The 21960-nt window shown below is 32.1% G+C and carries 18 protein-coding genes and 1 riboswitch; of the genes, 16 read left to right on the top strand and 2 right to left on the bottom strand.

The window, feature by feature from the left end; translation table 11 throughout:
- Positions 1-5 precede the first annotated feature (5 nt).
- From RT412_RS10520 to RT412_RS10485, 8 genes are all read left to right on the top strand, one after another.
- Positions 6-392 (top strand): ATP-binding protein, encoded by a 387-nt coding sequence (locus RT412_RS10520; RefSeq protein WP_313343400.1) that lies wholly within the window; start codon positions 6-8, stop codon positions 390-392.
- A 124-nt stretch (positions 393-516) separates the two neighbouring features.
- Positions 517-2856 carry an ATP-dependent DNA helicase gene (locus tag RT412_RS10515; protein ID WP_313343398.1) on the top strand — a complete coding sequence of 780 codons (2340 nt, stop codon included), beginning with the start codon at positions 517-519 and terminating at the stop codon, positions 2854-2856.
- Positions 2853-3665, top strand: coding sequence for an aminotransferase class IV (locus tag RT412_RS10510; protein ID WP_313343396.1), 813 nt, complete (start codon positions 2853-2855; stop codon positions 3663-3665). The genes RT412_RS10515 and RT412_RS10510 overlap by 4 nt, the downstream gene beginning before the upstream one ends.
- A 193-nt stretch (positions 3666-3858) precedes the next feature.
- Complete coding sequence (locus RT412_RS10505) at positions 3859-5007, top strand: cysteine desulfurase family protein (protein WP_313343393.1); 1149 nt, start codon at positions 3859-3861, stop codon at positions 5005-5007.
- Between the two features lie 23 nt (positions 5008-5030).
- The gene (gene thiI / locus RT412_RS10500; RefSeq protein WP_313343391.1) at positions 5031-6191 is read left to right on the top strand and encodes a tRNA uracil 4-sulfurtransferase ThiI; all 1161 of its coding nucleotides are present in this window, start codon (positions 5031-5033) and stop codon (positions 6189-6191) included.
- Positions 6192-6295: 104 nt separating this feature from the next.
- The gene (locus RT412_RS10495; RefSeq protein ID WP_313343388.1) at positions 6296-6454 is read left to right on the top strand and encodes a hypothetical protein; all 159 of its coding nucleotides are present in this window, start codon (positions 6296-6298) and stop codon (positions 6452-6454) included.
- Between the two features lie 320 nt (positions 6455-6774).
- The gene (gene rnhA, locus RT412_RS10490) at positions 6775-7218 is read left to right on the top strand and encodes a ribonuclease HI (protein ID WP_313343385.1); all 444 of its coding nucleotides are present in this window, start codon (positions 6775-6777) and stop codon (positions 7216-7218) included.
- Between the two features lie 93 nt (positions 7219-7311).
- Positions 7312-8019 carry a LysM peptidoglycan-binding domain-containing protein gene (locus tag RT412_RS10485; RefSeq protein ID WP_313343382.1) on the top strand — a complete coding sequence of 236 codons (708 nt, stop codon included), beginning with the start codon at positions 7312-7314 and terminating at the stop codon, positions 8017-8019.
- A gap of 85 nt (positions 8020-8104) precedes the next feature.
- Here RT412_RS10485 and RT412_RS10480 read toward each other — a convergent pair whose 3' ends face one another.
- The gene (locus RT412_RS10480) at positions 8105-8620 is read right to left on the bottom strand and encodes a ferritin (protein WP_313343378.1); all 516 of its coding nucleotides are present in this window, start codon (positions 8618-8620) and stop codon (positions 8105-8107) included.
- 211 nt (positions 8621-8831) lie between these two features.
- On the opposite strand from RT412_RS10480, the gene RT412_RS10475 reads away from it, so the two are divergent.
- Positions 8832-9731: a YncE family protein gene (locus tag RT412_RS10475; RefSeq protein ID WP_313343375.1), complete on the top strand. Its 900-nt coding sequence runs from the start codon at positions 8832-8834 to the stop codon at positions 9729-9731.
- Here the strand turns inward: RT412_RS10475 and RT412_RS10470 are convergent.
- Entirely contained in the window at positions 9724-10254 is a 531-nt protein-coding gene (locus tag RT412_RS10470) for a DUF4364 family protein (RefSeq protein WP_313343372.1), read from the bottom strand. The genes RT412_RS10475 and RT412_RS10470 overlap by 8 nt on opposite strands.
- A 257-nt stretch (positions 10255-10511) precedes the next feature.
- Here RT412_RS10470 and RT412_RS10465 point away from each other — a divergent pair, with 257 nt between their 5' ends.
- The 7 genes from RT412_RS10465 (at position 10512) to RT412_RS10435 (ending at position 21954) form a co-directional block, all read left to right on the top strand.
- Positions 10512-11609, top strand: a complete 1098-nt coding sequence (locus RT412_RS10465) for a polysaccharide deacetylase family protein (RefSeq protein WP_313343369.1) — start codon at positions 10512-10514, stop codon at positions 11607-11609.
- Positions 11610-11796: 187 nt separating this feature from the next.
- The gene (locus RT412_RS10460) at positions 11797-13758 is read left to right on the top strand and encodes a transporter substrate-binding domain-containing protein (protein ID WP_313343366.1); all 1962 of its coding nucleotides are present in this window, start codon (positions 11797-11799) and stop codon (positions 13756-13758) included.
- A complete protein-coding gene (locus tag RT412_RS10455) occupies positions 13758-15122 on the top strand; it encodes a sigma-54 dependent transcriptional regulator (protein WP_313343363.1) in 1365 nt (454 codons plus the stop codon). The genes RT412_RS10460 and RT412_RS10455 overlap by 1 nt, the downstream gene beginning before the upstream one ends.
- Before the next feature lie 160 nt (positions 15123-15282).
- Complete coding sequence (locus RT412_RS10450) at positions 15283-16713, top strand: Na+/H+ antiporter NhaC family protein (RefSeq protein ID WP_313343360.1); 1431 nt, start codon at positions 15283-15285, stop codon at positions 16711-16713.
- Positions 16714-16826: 113 nt separating this feature from the next.
- Positions 16827-16942, top strand: a riboswitch (molybdenum cofactor riboswitch).
- Positions 16943-17000: 58 nt separating this feature from the next.
- Positions 17001-18131 carry an S-layer homology domain-containing protein gene (locus tag RT412_RS10445; protein ID WP_313343357.1) on the top strand — a complete coding sequence of 377 codons (1131 nt, stop codon included), beginning with the start codon at positions 17001-17003 and terminating at the stop codon, positions 18129-18131.
- 56 nt (positions 18132-18187) lie between these two features.
- Positions 18188-21052, top strand: a complete 2865-nt coding sequence (locus RT412_RS10440; protein ID WP_313343355.1) for an S-layer homology domain-containing protein — start codon at positions 18188-18190, stop codon at positions 21050-21052.
- 92 nt (positions 21053-21144) lie between these two features.
- On the top strand, positions 21145-21954 hold the full coding sequence (locus RT412_RS10435; RefSeq protein ID WP_313343352.1) for a molybdopterin-dependent oxidoreductase: 810 nt from the start codon (positions 21145-21147) through the stop codon (positions 21952-21954).
- Positions 21955-21960 lie beyond the last annotated feature (6 nt).

Genomic DNA, 21960 nt, shown 5'->3' with positions numbered 1-21960 from the left:
TAATAATGGATTATAAAGTTGAGCGTAATTTTCAGAGCGACATAAACAATGCGAAAATAACGGTTGGGGAAATTTTAGACAGTATAAAAGACATTGTAAGCGAAAATACTTTCTTTAACACGAAGCTAATACTAAATGAATTAATTATAAACAGCATATTACATGGAAACCGAAAAGATAAAAGCAAACAGGTTTTTATTAATTTATTGATTAATAAATCCTGTATTATTATAGAAGTAGCTGATGAGGGTTCGGGAATTTGTTATAAGAAAAAAGCTTATGGTGATTATGACTTTTGCGAATCAGGAAGAGGGTTAATGTTGGTTGAAGGTCTTTCCGATAAGTTTGAAGTATGCGGAAACAGGGTTAAATGCGTACAATATATAAAATAGTCATTTTTATATTTATTTAATTATGTTATAATAGACACCGAATATGGTGTTTATTTATTTTTGTTGCATTCTCCTGCGAAATAACTGACCGAGGGAGAAAGAAATTGATATTTTGGAGCAAATCATGGATCTCATTAAACTTTCAGTTAGAGAATTAGTTGAATTTGTATATAAAAGCGGCGACATTAACGTAAAAAGCTTGAGTGCCGAAAGAGCAATGGAAGGAATAAAGGCACATAAAATTCTTCAATCGTTAATGGGAGAAAATTATCAAAAAGAGTATTTTCTCAAAAGAGAATTTACCGTTAACAATATACAGTTTATAATAGAAGGAAGAGCTGACGGAATAATATCTGAAAACAATGAAATTATAATAGATGAAATTAAATCTACTTATACAAATTTGGATTTTATTGAAAAAAATTATAATGAAGCTCATATTGCACAAGCAAAATGTTATGCATACATTTACTGCCTTGATAATGAAATAGATACTATTTCAATTCAATTAAGGTACTATAACTTAGATACAGAAAAAACAAAGACAATTCTTTATAAATATAATTTAAATGAACTTGAATTATTTTTTTATCAATTATTAAATTCTTATATTGATTGGGCTCAAACGATTATCGATTTAAAAAAGAAAAGAGAAATATCTATAGATGAGCTTAAATTTCCGTTTGATTATTACAGAAAAGGGCAGAGAGATTTTTCTGTTGCGGTTTTCAGTACAATAAAAGAAGGTAAAAAATTATTCTCTCAGGCACCGACAGGTGTCGGGAAAACTATATCGGTTTTATTTCCTGCAATTAAATCCATGAATTATAAAAATAATACAAAAGTTTATTATCTGACTGCTAAATCATCCACTAAAACAATTGCTTTTAATACTGTCAGAATGATGGTTGATAAGGGATTAAGCCTGAGAACCACAGTTATAACAGCCAAGGATAAAATATGCTTTATGGATGAAACGAACTGCGACCCGGAATATTGCCCATATGCTAAAGGATATTACGACAGGTTAAATACACCTCTCAAAAACGCTGTTAAAAACAGTTGCTTATTTGATAGAGAATATATAGAAGAAACAGCAAGAAAACATAATCTCTGTCCGTTTGAATTTTCTCTTGATTTAGGTTATATGTCTGATGTTGTCATTTGTGATTATAATTATTATTTTGATCCGAGAGTTGCACTTCAAAGGGACGATGTATTTAAAAATACCAATGATATACTTTTGATTGATGAAGCTCATAATCTTGAGGACAGAACAAGAGACATGTATTCTCCCGAGCTTATAAAGGAAGATTTCTATGAGCTTTATAAAGAAATGAAGAAAATTAATAAGAAAATAAGCAGTGCATTATTTACTATTAATAAGAGATTTATTGAAATTAAAAAGGAAACTGATAATGAGCCCCGGATCTTAGAAAGTGAGCCTGTTGATTTAATAAGCTCCCTCAGGAAATTTTCAAGTATAGCAGAAGAATTTATAAATGATAAAAAAAATGAAAATATGCCGGATGAGCTAATTGATATGTATTTTAAAAGCACATTTTTTATAAAAATTTCTGAAATTGCAGATTCAAATTTTTGCTACTATATTGATTTCATAGGAAATAAAACTAAAGTTAAATTGTTTTTAATAGATCCTTCCTCAGTATTAAAAGAAATATTAAAAAATGCGTGGTCTTCAATATTTTTTTCCGCAACCTTAACTCCTTTAAAATATTTCAGATATATCTTAGGCGGCGATGATGATGACTATATATTAAAGATCAAATCGCCCTTCAATGATGAAAATTTAAATTTAATGATATCTTCGGATATTTCCATGAAATACACGGAAAGAGAAGCAAACATAGAATCAGCATGCAGCTATATAAATAAAGTAATATCCGAAAAGAAGGGTAATTATATGGTGTTTTTCCCTTCCTACAGCTTCATGGGAAAAATTTATGAAGTGTATGAAAATTTATATGATACTTCAAATGTTATTTTGCAGCACCAGACTATAAACGAAGAAGAACAAACAGAAATTGTAGATAAATTTAAAAACGAAACAGGTGTGGTGTTATTCACTGTTGTTGGAGGAGTATTTTCTGAGGGCATTGATTTGCCTCTTGAAAAATTAATAGGTGCGGTTATAATAGGTACAGGAATACCTCAGATTTCTTTTGAAAGAAATATTATTAAAAGCTTCTTTGATGAAAAATATAATTCAGGATATGACTTTGCATATAAATATCCCGGCTTCAATAGAATTTTGCAATCGGCAGGCAGGGTAATAAGGACTGAAAAAGACAGAGGCATAGTGCTTATGATAGATTCAAGATTATGCCAGATGACATACATAAGGTTGTTCCCTGAGCATTGGAAGCATTATAAAAGAGTTAATAATGCAAATAGCTTAATAAATGAAATAAAGTCATTTTGGGATGAAAAGGAGAATAAATGATGAATATTATTTCAAACATAAATGTTATGAATGATCAATTGATAAGCAAGGATGAATTAAATGATTTATTGACAAAGGACACGGCAAAAATATATGAGGTTATAAGAGTAATCAAAAAGAGTCCGATATTTTTAAAAGAGCACTTTGAACGTATGAGAGACAGCATACGATTAAGCAATGTGGAAGGAAGTTTAAATTTTGATGAGTTTCAAAATTCAATTGAGTTATTGATTAAAGAAAATAATTTTGAAAACTGTAATATAAGAGTTTCATATTATTATGATAACGAGCCGGTAGTTTTATTTTATTTTATAGAAAGCCATTATCCTGCAAAGGAACAATTTATGACCGGAGTTCATACGTCTACGGCAAAAATAAATAGAAATAATCCGAATGTAAAAGCTTTTCAAAAAAGCTTCAAGGAAAAGGTCGAGGAAATTATAAGAAATACAAAAGCATATGAAGTGATTTTAATAAATAATGATGATACTGTAAGCGAAGGAAGTAAATCCAATATATTTTTTGTTAAAAGCAATAAGCTTGTTACAGCACCGGATGAAGCGGTACTTCTTGGAGTTACAAGGAGCAAGGTTATAGAAGTTTGTGAAATAAACGGTATTGAAGTAGTAAGACGCATTGTAAAGTATAATGAACTTGACAGCTTTGATGCTGCATTTATCACAGGTACATCAAATGATGTGCTGCCGGTAAAAACTATAGATGACATAATTTATAATTCTGCCGACAACGATACGGTTAAGAAGGCGTTGGAGTTGTATTTGGCTGAGATGAGGAAGGAAAATAATTGAGGTTGAAAAAACAGGTAAAGTCATGAAAACACAAAAATGGCCTTGGGGCCATCGTTGTGAAGCATTAATATGCATAAAAGGGGTATTGGGAATATATTTTGGTTATCGGGGGGGATAACCATAGATTATTATAACAAACGAAACATTATTTTGCAAGTATTTTTTACAAATTTTTTATGTCTAAGAGGTATGTATGGAAGTTTATTTAGATAACAGTGCAACAACAAAGGCAAGGCAGGAAGTATTGAAGCAAATCGTTGATGTCAATGAAAATTATTATGGAAATCCCTCATCTCTGCATCGTATGGGACTGGTGGCAGAAAAGAAAATTGATGAAGCAAGAAGGTATGCCGCTAAAATAATTAATGCAAAATATGAGGAAATATATTTTACGGGCGGTGGTACTGAAAGTAACAATATTGCGCTGATTAGCCACTTAAGTAATATATACGAAAATTCAAATATTGTTACCACAAAAATTGAACACCCTTCTGTTTACAATGTGATTGATCAATTCAGGGATAAAGCAAATATCAGATATGTTGAAACCGATAGTATGGGAAGAGTCAATCTTGATAATTTAAAGAAAAAAGTGGATTCTGATACCGTATTAGTATCAATTATGCATGTTAATAACGAAATTGGAATTGTGCAGGATATAAAAAAGATAGCTGAAATCGTTAAAAGCAAAAATAAAAATACCAAAATACATGTGGATGCTGTACAATCATATGGTAAGATAAAAATTGATATAAATAATATCCCCGTTGATACAATGGCATTCAGCAGTCACAAAATTCACGGTCCCAAAGGAATTGGGGGATTATTTGTTCGTTCTTCATTAAAAATTAAACCGTCGGTCTTTGGAGGAGGTCAGGAGAAATCAGTTCGTCCGGGTACTGAAAATACTCCGGGTATTATTGGTTTTGGTGAAGCGTGCAAGCTTCTATATGAAAATTTTGAAGAAGAAAAATATAAGCTTAATGAGCTTAAAGCTCTTTACGCTAAAAGATTATCCGAAGAAATAAATGATATTCAAATTAACAGTTTATTAAATGAAGAAGGAGCCCCTCACATACTTAATGTGTCATTTAAAAATGTAAGAGGAGAAGTTCTGGTACACTTTTTAGAACAAAAAGGAATATATGTTTCAACCGGTTCGGCATGTTCATCTAAAAGTAAGAATAACAGGATATTAGACGCAATAAATGTCGGCAAGGAATATATCGACGGCTCCATAAGAATAAGCTTAGGTTATTTTAATAAACTTGACGAAGTAGAATATGTTGTACTGCATATTAAACAATCAGTTAATGATATAAGAGAAATAATGATGATATAGAAAGGGAATTAAAAGGACAAAATATGTATAATGTTGTGGCAGTAAGCTTTGGAGAAATATTTTTAAAAGGAAAAAACAGAGGTTCTTTTGAACATAAACTTACAGAACAAATAAGATATGCATTAAAAGAGTACAAGGATGTATCCATTTACAAGGAATTAGGCAAGGTTTTTATACAAACTAAGCATATTTATGATATGGACGGAATTATAAATAAGGTTAAAAAGGTTTTTGGAATAGTTGTTATAAGTCCCTCCATAAAGGTTGAAAAAGAACCGGAAATTATTATAGAAAAAGCAATTAATTTATTTAGATATCTTAAAGAAAAACAAAATATAAAAACATTTAAGATTAATACAAAGAGAGGGGATAAGACCTTTCCTATTAAATCAATGGATTTCAGCGCATTAACAGGTGAAAAGATATTGAATGCTTTCACAGACGTAACGGTTGATGTTCATAATCCTGATATAGAAATAATGATAGATATTAAGAAAAACTGTTATATATCATCAGAAAGGATCAGCACTGTAGGAGGAATGCCGATAGGTTCCTGTGGAAAGGCACTGTTACTTTTATCAGGAGGAATTGACAGTCCTGTAGCAGGCTATATGATTGCCAAAAGAGGAGTTGAAATCAGTGCTCTTTATTTCCACACATATCCGTTTACATCAGAAAGAGCAAATGAAAAGGTTAAGCGGCTTAAAGAAATTTTAGAGGAATATTGCGGAACAATTAAGCTTTACAGCATTAATTTATTAGACGTCCATAAAGCCATAAAAGAGCACTGCAGAGAAGAGGAAACCACTATTTTAGCAAGGCGGTTCATGATGAGAATTGCGGAAAGAATAGCTGAAGAAAATGGACTGGAGATGTTAATAACAGGTGAATCATTAGGCCAGGTTGCAAGCCAGACAATGAAATCTATGATAGTTATAGAAAACTCTATAGGAATGCCTATACTTAAACCGGTTATAGGTATGGATAAGACGGAAATAATGGACAGAGCAAAGGAAATCGGAACTTATGAAACTTCAATTTTACCTTATGATGATTGTTGCTCTGTGTTTGCTCCCTCACATCCTCTCATAAATCCAAAATTAGATTCTATTTTAATTTCGGAAGAAAGATTGAATGTTGAAGAATTAATTAATAAAGCATATTCGACGTTAGAAGTTATATAAAACCCTTAAGCAATGCTAAAGTCTTATTGAATAATCAATTTTAACAATCACAAATCTTATTTACTGACATATATTAAAATAAAATAAAAGAGAGGTGAATATATATGTCAGATGAAGTAAGAGCTACAAATTTCGATTGCTGTGACAGAGGTTTCGGCAATGATTGGATAGAATGGATTATAATTATATTTGTAATTTTCTGTTTGCTTTGCGGAAAGAACTTGTTTGGTGGTATTGGCGGCAGAGGTAAATGCTGCAGATAATTTGTACTTAGCTTTAGGTTGCTGAAAAAGCCCGTCTGCTTTGTTGCCGTCCAGCCGGGTCAATCCTCAACGTATGTCTGAATACGCTGCGGTTGTTCTTACGTCGCCTTGCAGGACGAACTTTTTCAACACTTATCATCTTTATTATTTTGTTATAAATCTGAGCTGTACAGTAACGTACAGCTCTTACTTATGTAATGAAGCGGATATTTTCACTTGATTTTAGTATGAATGAACTGTATACTAAAAATTATAAACGTTTAATAATGGGTAATAATCTTATTGAATCAGATAGAAATTATAAACACAGGCGGAATGAAATGAAAAAAGTTAATATTTATTCGGACGGTGCATGCAGTGGAAATCCCGGTCCCGGAGGGTATGGAGTAATATTAGAATATAACGGAAATGAATTAGAGCTTAGCGGCGGAGAAAAAAACACTACTAATAACAGAATGGAGCTTATGGCGGTTATTGTTGGCTTTGAAGCACTTAAGGAAAAGTGTGATGTTACTGTTACAACTGATTCAAAATATGTTGCGGATGCAATCAATAAGGGCTGGCTTAGTTCCTGGCAAAAGAAAAACTGGAAAAAATCTGACGGAAAGCCGGTTTTAAACGTTGATTTGTGGGAAAGATTATTAAAAACAATGGATAATCATAATATTAAATTTGTCCATGTATTAGGTCATAACGGACATGAATATAACGAGCGTTGTGACAAGCTTGCCGTTTCAGAGCGTGATAAGTTTGCAAATAGTTAATTAATAATACAAGTTTCAACATAATATTTAAGAAACATTAATTACCTCATGAATATTATAAAATAACAAATTATATTATGAGGTGATTATATAATGATTTATAGACAAAACCAAAATCAGGTTCAATGTCCTAATGTAAATACAATGCCCTATGTTGTTCAGCCCGGAGATACATTGAATTCCATAGCAGCAAGGTTCGGCACTAATTTAGTGGGACTGTTGGAATTAAACCCAACTTTGCGGCTAAGAACCTTGACCGAAGGTATGTCTTTGTGTGTACCGAGAGTACCTCAAAGACCGCCGTGCGTAAATGGGGCTTATTATATTATTAGGGAAGGGGATAGTTTTTATAATATAGCTCGGACATATGAAATACCGCTTAATTTATTACTTGAAGCAAATCCTGAAGCAAATCCTTATGATTTAAAGGTTGGGCAGGAAATATGTATACCTAATGTTCCACCGGGATGCCCATTTGGAACAGTAGTTACAATTCAAGAGGGAACACGTTTAAGTGATATTTTAATCAGCTATAATTTAAGCTTGAATGAATTAATAGGCTCTAACAGAGATTTTAATCCGAATGTTATTGTTCCCGGCACAGAGCTGTGTATTCCACCGGAAAATTTCGAAGTTTGCTCCGAAAATGCAATAGAATACATTATTAGGTCAGGAGACACACTTTCAACTGTTGCTATAGGCAACAATTTAACACCTTCACAGCTATTGATTGCTAATCCGAGCTTAAGACCTGCTAACTTTTTGATTGTAGGAACAAGAGTTTGTATACCAAGAATGTAAGTAAATCTCAGGCGAATACAACAAAAAATACAGCAGATTATCTGCTGTATTTTTGTTGTATTATTTATTGAACATTGATTTAGGTTTAATCTAAAACCAATGATGGGGGAGCGTAAACTCTTGCTTTTAATTCTGTATTAAGAAGGTACAAACCCTTTGCATCTGTTCCGAAATTATTGTATTTTTGTATTAATTCATCAGCATTTTTCTCTTCTTCACCTTGCTCCATTATAAACCAGTCTAAGAATTGCATGGTTCTGTAATCTTTAGCATTGAATGCTTCATCATAAATATTATTTATTGAATCGGTAACAAATTTTTCATGCTTTAAAGATTCGTGAAGTGGAGCATCATAGCTCTTGAATTCTATATCAGGAGCACCAATTACTAATAATTTAACCGACAAACCGTTGTTCTGCATATATTGAATAAACAGCATCGCATGATCCATTTCTTCTTGTGCCTGAACCTTAAACCAATTTCCGAAACCATCTAAACCATTATCAATATAGTAATTTGACATATCTAAGTATAAATAAGCTGAAAACATCTCTTTGTTTACTTGTTCGTTTAATAATTTAATTACATTTTCTTTTATCATAATTTAAATCTCCTTTTTAAGCTATATATCATTAATACCCTAAAAAAGCAATTTTAAAACATTCATACTGTTTTTATTTCAAAATGCGGACAAATATTTGTCCGCGACATAGGAAAACAGCATCTACTAATTCGCTTCAAGGGAACATTTTTAATGCGAATTAGTATCACTTCTTTAAATTTTTATCATAAACTATATGGAGGTGATTGCTTTGATATGTAATGAAATATTGGCTGTTACGGGAAACAGTCAGGGAAATTTATTTTTATTTTTACTTGAATTATTGGAAGAGGAATATATTTGTAAAAAAGCAGTTTATATTGGCAAGTCAGAAAAAATTGCTATTCATAGCATAGTTAATTGGCAGAATTCCGTATACTTGGTGGATTCATACAATAATAAAATATATAAATACGATTTGAGTTTTAATGAAATTTCAGAAACAAATGTAGGCAGGGACCCGCGTCATATTACATTAGATGAAAATAACATTTATGTTGCAAATTTTGAATCGGATAATATTTCCGTAATAGATATAACTAATTTTTCATTGACAGAATCCATCCCGGCCGGTATAAAACCTCACGATGTTTTATACAACCCCAATAATAAAAAGCTGTACACATGCTGTTATGAAGAAAATGAAATTATAGAATATTCGGAAAACAGAGAAGAAAAAAGACATTTCAAAACAAGCGGAAAACCCATGCATATGTTTATATTTGGGGACTGTTTAATTGTTATGACTTATTTTGTAAACGGCAATGTACATACAAACATTAATTTTATAAACATCATAACGGGTGAAATAGAAAAGGTCATAAAAATTGAAGGATTATGCTCTGATTTTGATTTTGACGAAAGCAATAATAAAATATATTTAATAAACATTGTTGACAAAAACATTTATACAATAGATGTTGTGAAAAAAGAATTAATAAAAATTAGTTATTTAGGCGGTTATCCTGAAAGCTTAACTGTGGGTAATTATTATGTATATATTAATAATTCCAAGAAAAATCAAATAACAGCCATAGATAAGAACTATCATACAATTTCAAAAACGATAGATATTTCCTTTATCCCCGGCTGTATAAAAATTATTAACTAAGATCGGATGTAAGAGTTTTAACAATGTTAGAAAATATTTGTTCAGGATTTGAATCCCATTTTTTGCATATGTTCTTTGCTGTTGCTTCATCTATGACATTAATGCTTAAGCTGAAAATGACGGATTCATTTTCCATGACCTGAAGAGATACAATAAATTCGTCATCTTTTCTCTTATAATAGTGTCCAAGCAATTCTCTGTGTTTTTTTATTTCCTTTTTTAAATATGATAAATTTTGTTTTACTTCATTTTTAAAATATTCAGGCAGTATCTCTCCGAACATGTCTAAAGCAGCTATTCCGGCTTCGGATATTGCGTAATATTCATTTCCTTTTTTTGAATTTAAAACTACAAATTTAGAATCGCATAAATCAGACAACAGTCCCTGTAAGGTAAAATAATCAAGAATGTTATTATCTAATATGAAATTTGTTATTTCAATATTTGTTAATGGTACATTAATAAAATTTAATATGTATAGAAGCTTAAGCTTATCCTGAGCTATTTTATTTCCGTTACTCATTCTTCCTCCTAAGTGCTAAACTACTTTCGCTATTTCACTTACAGCATAATCGACTGACACCAAATCAAAGATTTGGGACATCTGCTTAATTAATTATACCAAATTATTAGCCAATAACAACAATAATATGAAAAAATTTCAACGGTCTACCATATTGATGATTTTGTCATCAATATGAATATGAAAATTCTTCATATAGACATATTGCTAAAGATATTATACAATTAGGTATCATTATAAAAGGGGAAAGAAAGTCAATGAAGAAAAAATTTATTATCATCTTTATGATTATTATGTTTGTTTTAACCGCATGCTCTGCAAAAGATAAAGAAGCATCAAATGAGAATCCAAGCAATGAGCAAAATGAACAGGTTCCTGAAAATCCGATTAAAGGGGAGGATGATGAAACAGAGGAATTGGAAGATACAGAAGAAATTGATCCTGTTGCTGCAATTGATTTGTCGTTAAAGCCAAATGAGCTTGGGGAAGTCATGATTCTTATGTATCATGGCATCGGACCTGAAGAATTAGTATGGCAAAGAACTCCTGAAAACTTTCGTAAAGATTTAGAATATATGTATCAGAATAAATATCAAATGATAAGCTTAAATGATTATGCAAAAGGAGAAATAAAAACTAAAGCAGGTTATACTCCTATAATATTAACATTTGATGACGGAAGGCAAAACAATTTTAATTATATAGAAAAAGACGGTGAATTGATAATTGACCCGGATTGTGCCGTGGGAATATTAGAAGAATTTAAGAAAAAATATGATGATTTTGATGTTACGACAAGTTTTTTCTTAAATGCTAATCCATTTGGACAAAAAGAGTACACAGAGCAAAAAATAAAATGGCTGGTTGAAAATGGGTATGACATAGGAAATCATACTTACAGCCATTATGAGATGGAATTGTTAAGCTCAGATGAAATTCAAGCGGAAATCGGCTCTGTAAACAATATAATAAAAGCAATCATACCTGATTATGAAGTTGAAACATTGGCACTTCCGCATGGAAGCAATCCCAAAAAAGAAAATTTGGAAATTATGCTGAGCGGAGAATATGAAGGTAATAAATACAATACGATTGCAACTCTGGATGTAGGCTGGAGACCTGCATACTCGCCGTTTGATACATTGATTGATTTTAACAGCTTATACAGGGTTACAGCCAGTGAAATAAATGTAGATAATTGCGGCATATATGATTATTTCAGATCCTTTGAAAATGGCACGAGAGAAAGATTTATAAGCGATGGTAATCCTGAAGTTGTAACCATCCCCATAAGACACAGGGAATATTTAAATATGGATATGGTTGGAGATAGAATAGTAAATATTTATGAATAACAACCTACATCTTGATGACTTTGTCATCAATCTGAGCGGGAATATTATATATCTCGCTTTTTTGATTGTTGTTTACTTTACTTTATGATAATATTGTATAATTAAGAAATAATATTACTTTTATACACAACTTTTTGTATAAATGAGTGTAATAGCAGTTAACCACAGTTGAAAAGATGGAGAACAAATGAACAGGATAAAAGGTACCATTACATTAGTTGTAATTATTTTGACAATTATTATATTGTATATGTTAATTGCAAACAGCAACAAAATAACTCAAGAAGAAATTGATTGGCTGAAAAAGCAGGATTCAATTATTTATGCAGCAAATGAAAATGCACCTCCCCTGCGATTTGTAGATGAAAAAGATAATCAATATAAAGGCGTTGTTGTTGATTATATAAATCAGATTTCTTTAGAAATCGGAGTTGACATACAAACTGTGCCCATGCAATGGAATGAGGCATTAGAATCGTTAAAAAAAGGTGAAACTCATATATGTGATATGTTTATTAACGAAGAAAGAAATAATGTTTACTTGTTTACTAATCCAATCTACAATTTAAGAACTGTTTTATTATTACGAAAAGATCATAACATTGAACTAAATGAAATCAATAATTTAAAAATCGCAACAGAAAAGGGTGATTATGCCAATAATTATTTAATTGAAAACTATCCTGATGCGGAATTGGTGTACACACATAATGTAGCAGAAGGTTATAAGTTATTATTACAAGGCGAAGTTGATGCTGTTATAGGAGATGAACCTATAATTACATATTTGATGGACAACGATAAAGATATTGATGAATCAAAGTTTTCTAACCTCATTTTATATGAACTTGAGGTAGTTTTAGCTGTTTCGAAGGATAAACCGGAGTTAGTTTCAATACTTAACAAAGCAATCTCTCAAGTAAATAAAAAGGGAAGCTTAGAAGAAATTCAGCAGAAGTGGTTTGGTATTTCAACACCACTAATTAAGATTAAGACATATGCCGAGATAATTGATGATATTATTATCTTAGTCGTAATAATAATAGCCATATTTTCAATTGTGGTATTTAATAATTTATCACTAAAAAAGCAGGTAAATATCAGGACGCGTGAATTAGAACAGAGTAGAAACGAACTTCAGAAAATTTTTGATGGAATCTCAGAATTTATGATGGTAGTTGACAGTGATAAAAGAGTATTGAAGGCAAATAAAAGCTTTGCAGACTTTTTAGGGGTTCAAAGTATTAACATGGTTGGAGAACTTTGTGATGTATATTTAAATAACTTTTATAACGAGCCAAATATATTAATGAATGAAATATTGGATTCTCACAAAGATATTAAAAAAGAAAGTATGATTGGCAATGAAGTATATGAATTAAGCATACAACTGCTAAAAGGAATTAATAATGCGTTTCTCATTTCTATAAAAGACATTACATTGGACAAAATAAATCGAAATAAAATGCTTCAGAACAATAAAATGATTGCTGTGGGACAATTAGCCGCGGGTATGGCTCATGAAATAAGAAATCCGTTGGGGATAATAAGAACGCAAAGTTATTTAATAAGAATTAATGAAAAGTTTGATGAAGCAATTAATAAATCATTAGATTTTATAGATTCGGCTGTTAACAGAGCAAGCAGCATTATAGATAATATATTAAGCTTTTCAAGGTTTTCAAGCAATGCTAAACAGCTGATTAATGTTCCGCAAATGATTGACAAAATAATTGAAATGCACAGTGATATTATTAAAAATAAAAGTATAGTGGTAGAAGTTAACAGCAGTATCGATAAGGAAGTTAATTTAAGCTTTGAGAGTATGGAACATATATTTATGAATTTAATGTCTAATTCTATTGATGCAATAGATGATAATGGTATTATAAGAATCTATATAAACTTAGAGAAGGATAGTTTGGTTTTTACTTTTAAAGATAACGGAATCGGTATTTCTGAAGACGATATAGGTAATATATTTAATCCGTTTTTTACTACAAAGGAGTTAGGCAAAGGTACAGGCTTAGGTTTGTTTATTGTTTATTCGGAAATAGAAAAATTAAACGGGAAAATAGATGTGAAAAGTAAATTGGGAGAAGGAACTATTTTTACCATAACCATACCTTTAGAAAGGAAGACAGAGTAATGGCAGGTTTGTTTAAAATCTTAATTGTAGATGACGACGATGATTACAGAGAAACATATAAAATGCTATTGAAGAAAAAGGGATATAGTATAGATGCAGCTGCTTCAGCCGAAGAAGCTTATGAAATGCTGAATAAGGACTATTATTCTTTAATAATCAGTGATATTATGATGCCCGGCAAATCCGGAGTTGAATTTTTAAAGGATGTAAAAGAAAAGTATAGTAAAAATATAGAATTAATTATGGTAACAGGTTACGGAAGTGTTGAAACTGCTGTTCAATCTATGAAAATAGGTGCTTTTGGTTATTTTATAAAAAGTCATAACCCCGAAGAACTAATAATAGAAATTGAAAAGGTAAAAAAAATTTTTTCTTTAAATAATGTTAACGAATTAAATAAAAATAATATGAAAAGCAAATTTCTTTACACAAGCAAAAATAAAGAAATGCGAAATGTGTATGATTTAGTAATCAGGGTCGCAGAAAGCAATTCAAATGTTCTTATAACCGGTGAATCAGGAGCCGGTAAAGAAATAATAGCAAATATGATACATGATAAAAGCGATAGAGCCAATATGCCGTTTATACCAATTAACTGTCAATATTATTCTTCTAATTTAATTGAATCAGAACTGTTTGGGCATGAGAAAGGAGCATTCACAGGTGCGGAACATAGAAGGATAGGACACTTAGAGGAAGCTAACGGAGGTACCATTTTTTTAGATGAGATAGGAGATATGGAAGAACCTATTCAAATTAAATTATTAAGAGTTTTAGAAACAAAGCAAATCGAACGCATGGGTTCAAACAAGCTGATAAATGTTAATTTCAGGTTGATATCAGCTACAAATAAAGATTTAAAGAGGGCAGTATCAGAAGAAAAGTTCAGAGAAGATTTGTATTTTCGGATTAATACTATAGAAATAAAAATTCCTCCGTTACGTAATAGGAAAGAGGATTTAGAGGATATGATAAATTTTTTTATAAACAGATTTAATAAGGAAATGGGTAAAAAAATTATAGGAATAGATGAAAATACAAGAAATCAATTATTGAATTATGACTATCCAGGTAATATCAGAGAATTAAAAAATATAATCGAAAGATTGGTAGTATTATCAGACGGTGAAATAATCAGAGGAGAAATATATAACAGTGAAAGGGACACCGGGAGATCAAATAAATATAATGATTTAGATATAACATCATACAAGGAAGCAAAAAGAAATTTTGAAATTAATTATATAATCGGTGTTTTAAAAGAGTGTAACAACAATATAACTCATGCAGCCAAATTAATGGATATCAGCAGAAGACAATTATTTAATAAAATAATAGAATATAATTTAAAAGATTCGATTTAATATTCAATAGGAAAGAAGTTGCTATGAATAAAATTTCCATGTGAAAATAAATACTTAGCAGCTTTTTTATTTTTGTTTATTTTCAGCCGGTTCTATTTTAATTATTTTTGGCATAGAATTTGCTTATATATGGTTGTACTAATAATTTTAGGAGGGAAATATGGAATTAAAAGAAAAAAAACTTGAGTTTTATGGTGGCGAATGGATGTCATTTATACCTTTTTTAGTGTTCTTAGTATTAATTATAGTTACAACATTCCACTTTGGTTCAATATCTGATGGTGCATTGTGGATTCCGGCTTTTATGGCTCTTGTAATAGGATTTTTCTTTGCAAAAGACAAGAAAGAGTTCTCTGACGTTGTAATAGAAGGTATGGCAAGCAAGGAGGCATTAATTCCTGTTGTTTGCTGGTTATTTGCAGGAGTGTTTTCAAGAATTTTAAGAGATTCGGGACTTGCTTTAGGTATTGCAGGTGTTGCAGCTAACATGGGTGTTGGCAGTACAGCTTTTACAATTATTACATTCATTGCTTCTGCTGTTTTCGCATCAGCCACAGGTACCGGGTTTGGAACCATTGCAACAGGCATGGGTGTCTTGTATCCGGCGGCGGTAGCATTAGGAGCATACCCACCGTTAGTTGCCGGTGCAATTATATCAGGTGGTGCATTTGGTGATAATTTAGCTCCTGTTTCAGATACAACTATATGTTCTGCAACTTCTCAGGGAGTTGACGTACCGGGAGTAGTTAAATCAAGATTAAAATATGCTTTTACAGCAGGAGCCATAACAATTATAGCAATATTAATTTTAGGACCTATGAAGGCAACGGCAGGTACTGCAGCAGGTAATATTTCTTATAATCCCAATACATTGTTTATGTTTATACCTGTTATATTTACAATTATTGTAGCTGTAAAGACAGGTAATATAATTATAGCAACTATAATAGGTTCGGTAGTGGGAGCAGTTACAGGTATTGCGGCAGGATTATTTGATTTTGTACAAATAGATGTTGTAGACGCAGTAAAACCGGCAATATTCTCTGTATCAGGACAAGGTCTTGACCGTACTATCGGAGGTACGATTCAAACGGGATTAAGCAGTATGATACAGGTTATATTATTAGCTTTGTTGCTATTCGGATCGATTGCTATTATGAGAAGAGGACACGGAGATATTAAATTGTTAAATTCATTAAATAAAGTTACAGATACAAGAATCGGAGCAGAAATTACGATTTCAGCAATGGTTATATCGCTTTCTGCATTAATGGGTTTAAATGCTCCGGCAATATTGGCGGTTGGTGCTTCTTTTGCAAAACCGTTAGGAGAGAAACACAATATAAGCCCATACAGAGTAGCAAATTTAATGGATGCTCAATCTAATACATTTGTATACAGCTTGCCTTGGACTCCGGCAATGATTTACACATTAGGATTTGCTGCCGATTCGAGTGCACCATTAGCAGCTTTAGATATAACACCATACGTATTCTATGCATATGCTATGCTTGCAGTAATGTTTGCAACAATATTACTTGGAATTGGTCAAAATGATAATATGGATAGAATTAAAGCTAAAAGTAATTAAACTAAATTAATTACTGATAAAAATAATGGCTGTACTATGAAGGCTGCCATTATTTTTATTAGTATTATTGTTTATCTTTACATAATTTTTATAATATGATATAATTTACACAATATAGAAAATAGCTCCGAGTATAGCTGCCTAAAAGAAATCATGGTCGTTATGCCGTTAGGGTCTTGTTTGGAAACGATGAGGCCTCCTGTTGGAAAGGAGTTTTAATTTTTACAGCATTTCCATCAGGTATGCTGTTTTTTTGTAATTATTTATACTTTTGGAGGAAGATGAATATGTTAAGAAAATCAAAATTTGTTTTATTTGTATTGACAATTGCACTTATATTGTCGCAGGTTTCTGCATTTGCTGCTGATTATACGTTAGAAGTAGCAGTTAATGGTGTGGAAGAAACATTGAAGTTCTCACTTGATGATTTAAAAGCAATGCCGGCTGAAGCACTAATTGATGAAGAGTACATATATAACAGCAAGACCGGTGAAAAAACAGCTGATGTAAAGGGTGTAAGCTTAAAATATCTTTTAAAGGAAAAAGCCGATATTGCTTTTGAAAATGGACAAGTATTATTTGAAGCATCTGACGGCTATCCGATTGATCCTCAATCTCTTGAAGATATATTTAATGATGAACTGAAATATGTTATAGCATATGAAGTAAACGGTGAAATAATAGACAATGATGAAAATGCTGACACAGACGATATAACAGTTTACAGAAAAGTTAAACAAGAGGGTGAATTTGGAACAGTTTATAAATTGGTAAATAAGATAGCTGTTACTGAAGAAGAAGCTCCTGCTACAGAAGAACCTATAGAAACAGAAGAGCCTGCAGATACTGACGCAGAAAAAGTATTTACTGATATAACAGAAGAATATAAATTTGCTGAAGAAGCTATTTATGCCCTTGCCAATAAAGGTATAATCGATGGTATGGGTGATGGGTTATATGCACCGCAAAATCCGTTTACAAGAGAGCAATTCTGTAAAATAATTATTGAAGCTTTAGGTTATGAAACAAAAGAATATCAAGGAACCTTCAGTGATGTAACAGCTGACAGATGGTCTTCGGTATATGTACAAGCTGCAGTTGATAATGGTTTGTTTGTAGGAAATACAGATGGGACATTCCTTCCGGAAAAAATAATTTCAAGACAGGAAATGGCAGCTGTAGTTGCAAGAGCAGCCGTAGCTTCCGGTAAGGTGGCTCAGGAAAAATTAAATAAATTCGTAATGGAAAAATCTGATTATTCAGATAAAGATGCAGTTGCCGATTGGGCAGGAAACTCAGTAGCATGGCTTGAAGCGGAAGAAGTATTTACAGGAGTTGCCGGTGAGAATTTTGAACCTGCAAAAGATGTAAACCGCGCAGAAGCAGCTTTAGTGGTATTTAATGCATTATTTAAATAAAGATACCCGCCGCCTCCAAAGGCGGCGGGTTTCAATATTAACAAAAGGAGGTCAGTATGATTAAAAACAAATCGATATTATCTTTGATATTGGTTGTATGCATGATTATTTCCCAAGCTTTGATATTGCCCGTAAATGCATCAGAGGTTGATTTATTAATAACAGGCACCGGAGTTAATAAAGAAGTTATAATTACTGAATCGGATTGGTCAAAATATTCGATGGTGGAAAAAATATATTCCACTAATAATTCACTAAGTTTTCATAAAATAGTTAAAGCAAAAGGATACGATTTATTTGAATTAATAGGTACTGATAATTTAAAAAATGACATAGATTATAAAGTTAAATTTACATGTGCAGACGGGTTTGAATTTACAAAGACAATAAGCGAATTAAAAAATACATACAGCTACAGTGACTTTACAGAAAAAAGTAAATTAAACGTGTCTCCTATGATCGCAAAATATAATGCAGTATTGGCGGATTTTCCAAAGGATGTTTTTGCTCCGCCGATAATATGGTCTGACAGAGCTCTTACAGAAAAGGATTTAGACAGAGATTTTCCAAAGTTAGTTTTTGGACAAAACGATATTGATGATATGAATATGTCTAAATGGGGAAAAGAAGTTATAAAGATTACGGTTGGTGATGATATAAAAAATGAATCAGATCAAAAATCACCGTACAAACATCTTTCATATGAAGGAGAGCCCTATAACGTAGATGCCATAACAGGCGCAACCTTTACCATAGAAGGTCCTGCTGTTGAAGGTTACAGAGCAGTTTCCTTAAGGCAAATTGAAGAGGATTTAAATGGTCAGGTTACGAAAATCTACAATGAAAAAGTCGCCGGAAAAATAATTGAGAATTCCTATGAAGGAATTAACGCTAAGTATTTAATAGATAATTACGTTAAGGCAAAGGGCAATGCAGGCAATATAACTTTTAAAGATAAATCAAGACAAAAAATAGTGACTGTTCCTATTTCAGAGGCAGAAAAATATGTCGTAGCATATGGTATCAATGAGGTTCCTCTCGTATACCTAAATACAGAAGAAGGCTATATAAAAGAGAAACACAATGATAACGGGTGCTTTAAGTTAGTTTTTGACCAGGACAAAAAAAGTGCTAAGGAATTTTCCAATGTTGCGTATATTTATATTGAAGAAAAGGACGCAAAAAACATATATGAACATACATATGCGCCTTATAACGATGTGAAATATACGGAATATGAATTAATAATTCATGGAGACGGTCTCGGTAAGGAAGTAAGATATAAAGTGTCTGATATTGAAGCCATGAAGACTCTTCATGTAACCGATGAATACAGTTTGTCAAACAGCGAATATTTCTGGTATTACAATACATTTAAAGGTGTACCGTTGTGGGAGTTGTTGCTTGAAGCAGGTTTAAATCCTAATATTGATGAGAATATTAGTGTTCGTTTCATAGCAGCCGACAATTATAATTTTGCTCCTATGACTATAAAAGAAATAAAAGACAGTTCCTTGTACGGATATTATGAAAAAAGTGCACTGGATAAGGGTGATGGTACATTCCCGGGAGAGTACGTTGATCCATTACGTACAGGAATGCCTGTCTTAGTTGCTTATGGCTTCAACGGTTATCCTTATGTTACAAGACCTGCGGATAACGGCTTTAATCCCGGGTTAGGTAATGACGGAGGACCTCTCCGCATAATATTCGGTAAAACAAATTACAATGATACTAATGGTTCAAATCAGGTTCAATTTGCCAAAGAAATCATTATTGGAGAAGGTACTTCATTGATGACGGATGAAAAAGGAAGCGGAAACGGTGAAAGCACACAGATAGAAGTTACAAAGGATTCATCATGGAGTCATGATCAAAGCGTATATAAGGATTATTTGGACAGACCTGTACTCAGAGTAACCGGATCACAAGTAAAAGAGCCAATGACATTTACTTTAAGACAAATTGAGGAGTTGACTGATTATGCTGTCAGAGATATTTATACGGGTGACGGTATAAGAGAATTTGAAGGAGTTGTTCTTTGGGATATAATTTCAAATGTTGCGGGACTTAAGGACGATGTAGATGCACCAAGTGTCAGAGTATTCAGCGGACCTAATTATAACCAGATTTTGAGAAGTAATGATCAGTTAATGAACGGCGTGTTAAATTCTCAAGGTAAAATAAAAGACATAATTCTTGCTTATGCGGTTGAAGGATATCCTTTGGTAGCAAACGAAGGTGATGTGGGATATGCAAACAACAACGCATACGGACCGATAAGGCTGATTATCGAAGAAAGTAAATCCATGTGGGTCAAATGGACGGATTGTATAGTTGTGGGGACAGGAGATTATGAAGCTCCCGAATTAAAGGATGTTAAAAATACGTCTGTATTTAACGATATAGAAAATCATTGGGCTAAAAATGAAATTATGACTATGCAGCAAAAGGGTTATGCAAAGGGCAGCAGCAATATGTTCAGACCCGATGATAACATCACAAGAGCAGAATTTGTTTCATTGATTGTCAGAATTCTTGATCTTGATACAACAAATGCTAAGACAGTATTTACCGATATAAAAGCTGAAGATTGGTTTGTAAATGATGTTAATAAAGCAGTTGAAAACAATTTAGTGAAGGGATATGAAAATAATACTTTCAGTCCGAATGCACCAATAACAAGACAAGAAATCGGCACAATAATCGGCTCGCTTTTAGAAGGAAATTTAACAGCAACAGAAGCTTCACAAATATTGTCGTCTTACAACGATGATGTAGCTGATTGGGCAAAAGAACCTGTTGCAAAAGCAGTCAATTCAAAAATAATTCAAGGTCTCCCAAACAATGTTTTTGGCGGGGATCAAAACGCAACCAGAGCACAGGCAACAGTTATGCTGTTAAGATATATGAATAAATAAATTAATAGGCTGTTGAAAAAGTTCGACCTGCAAGGCGCCGGAAAGACAGGTAAAGGTCACAGGCGAGCTTTTTCAGCAGTTTGGGAGGAACTATGAAAAATAAATTATTGATATTATTGTTTATTATACTGTTAAGCTTAACTTCATGTACCTCAAACAACAATCAAATTGCTGCAAATTCTGGAGATGAAACAGAAGTAATAAAAGAAGAAGATGAAGAAATACAAGATGATGAAGGTAGAGAAGAAACTGTAGATGAGCCAGAAAATAAAGAACAACACAACGAGGAATCTAAAGTAGATTTAGAAGTAGAACCAAAAGAAGAAACAGAAAAAAATAATGAAGAAAAGAACGCAGCGCAAAATGAAATCAACGTAAAAGATAATACCGAAGAATCAAATGAAAATGAAGAATCAGCCCAAGCGGAAGACAAAGAAGAATCAAATTCCGAACAAGAAATTGCTTTGAAAATTCAAGGACTTATAGAAAGTGAAATATCATTTACTCTCAATGAATTAAAAGAAATGAATGATTTGATTTTTGAGGCCGATTTTTATTCGCTAAACAGCTTTGGAACAACCGGATACACTCATTTTAAGGGAGTAAATTTATGGAAGCTGCTGGAAGTATCTGAAATTTCACCTGAAGCTTCAACAATTACAGTTATAGCTCAAGATGGTTATAAAATGATGTTTACGGTGGAACAGGCTAAGAAACAAGATTATATTGATGAAACAAATTCAGATGCAAGATATCCTATGATTATTGCATGGGAAGAAAAAGGAATAGAATATGATCCTGAAGAAGGTGCTCCTTTTAAGCTTGTAGTAGGTCAAAAGGAAGCAGGGGATGTTAATAAACCTAATTGGGTTTCAAATATAGATAGAATTTTAATAGAATAATCCGAG

It is taken from the genome of Sedimentibacter sp. (assembly GCF_032080165.1).
Taxonomy (GTDB): Bacteria; Bacillota; Clostridia; order Tissierellales; family Sedimentibacteraceae; genus Sedimentibacter.
This window is presented reverse-complemented; position numbering and strand designations above follow the sequence as displayed.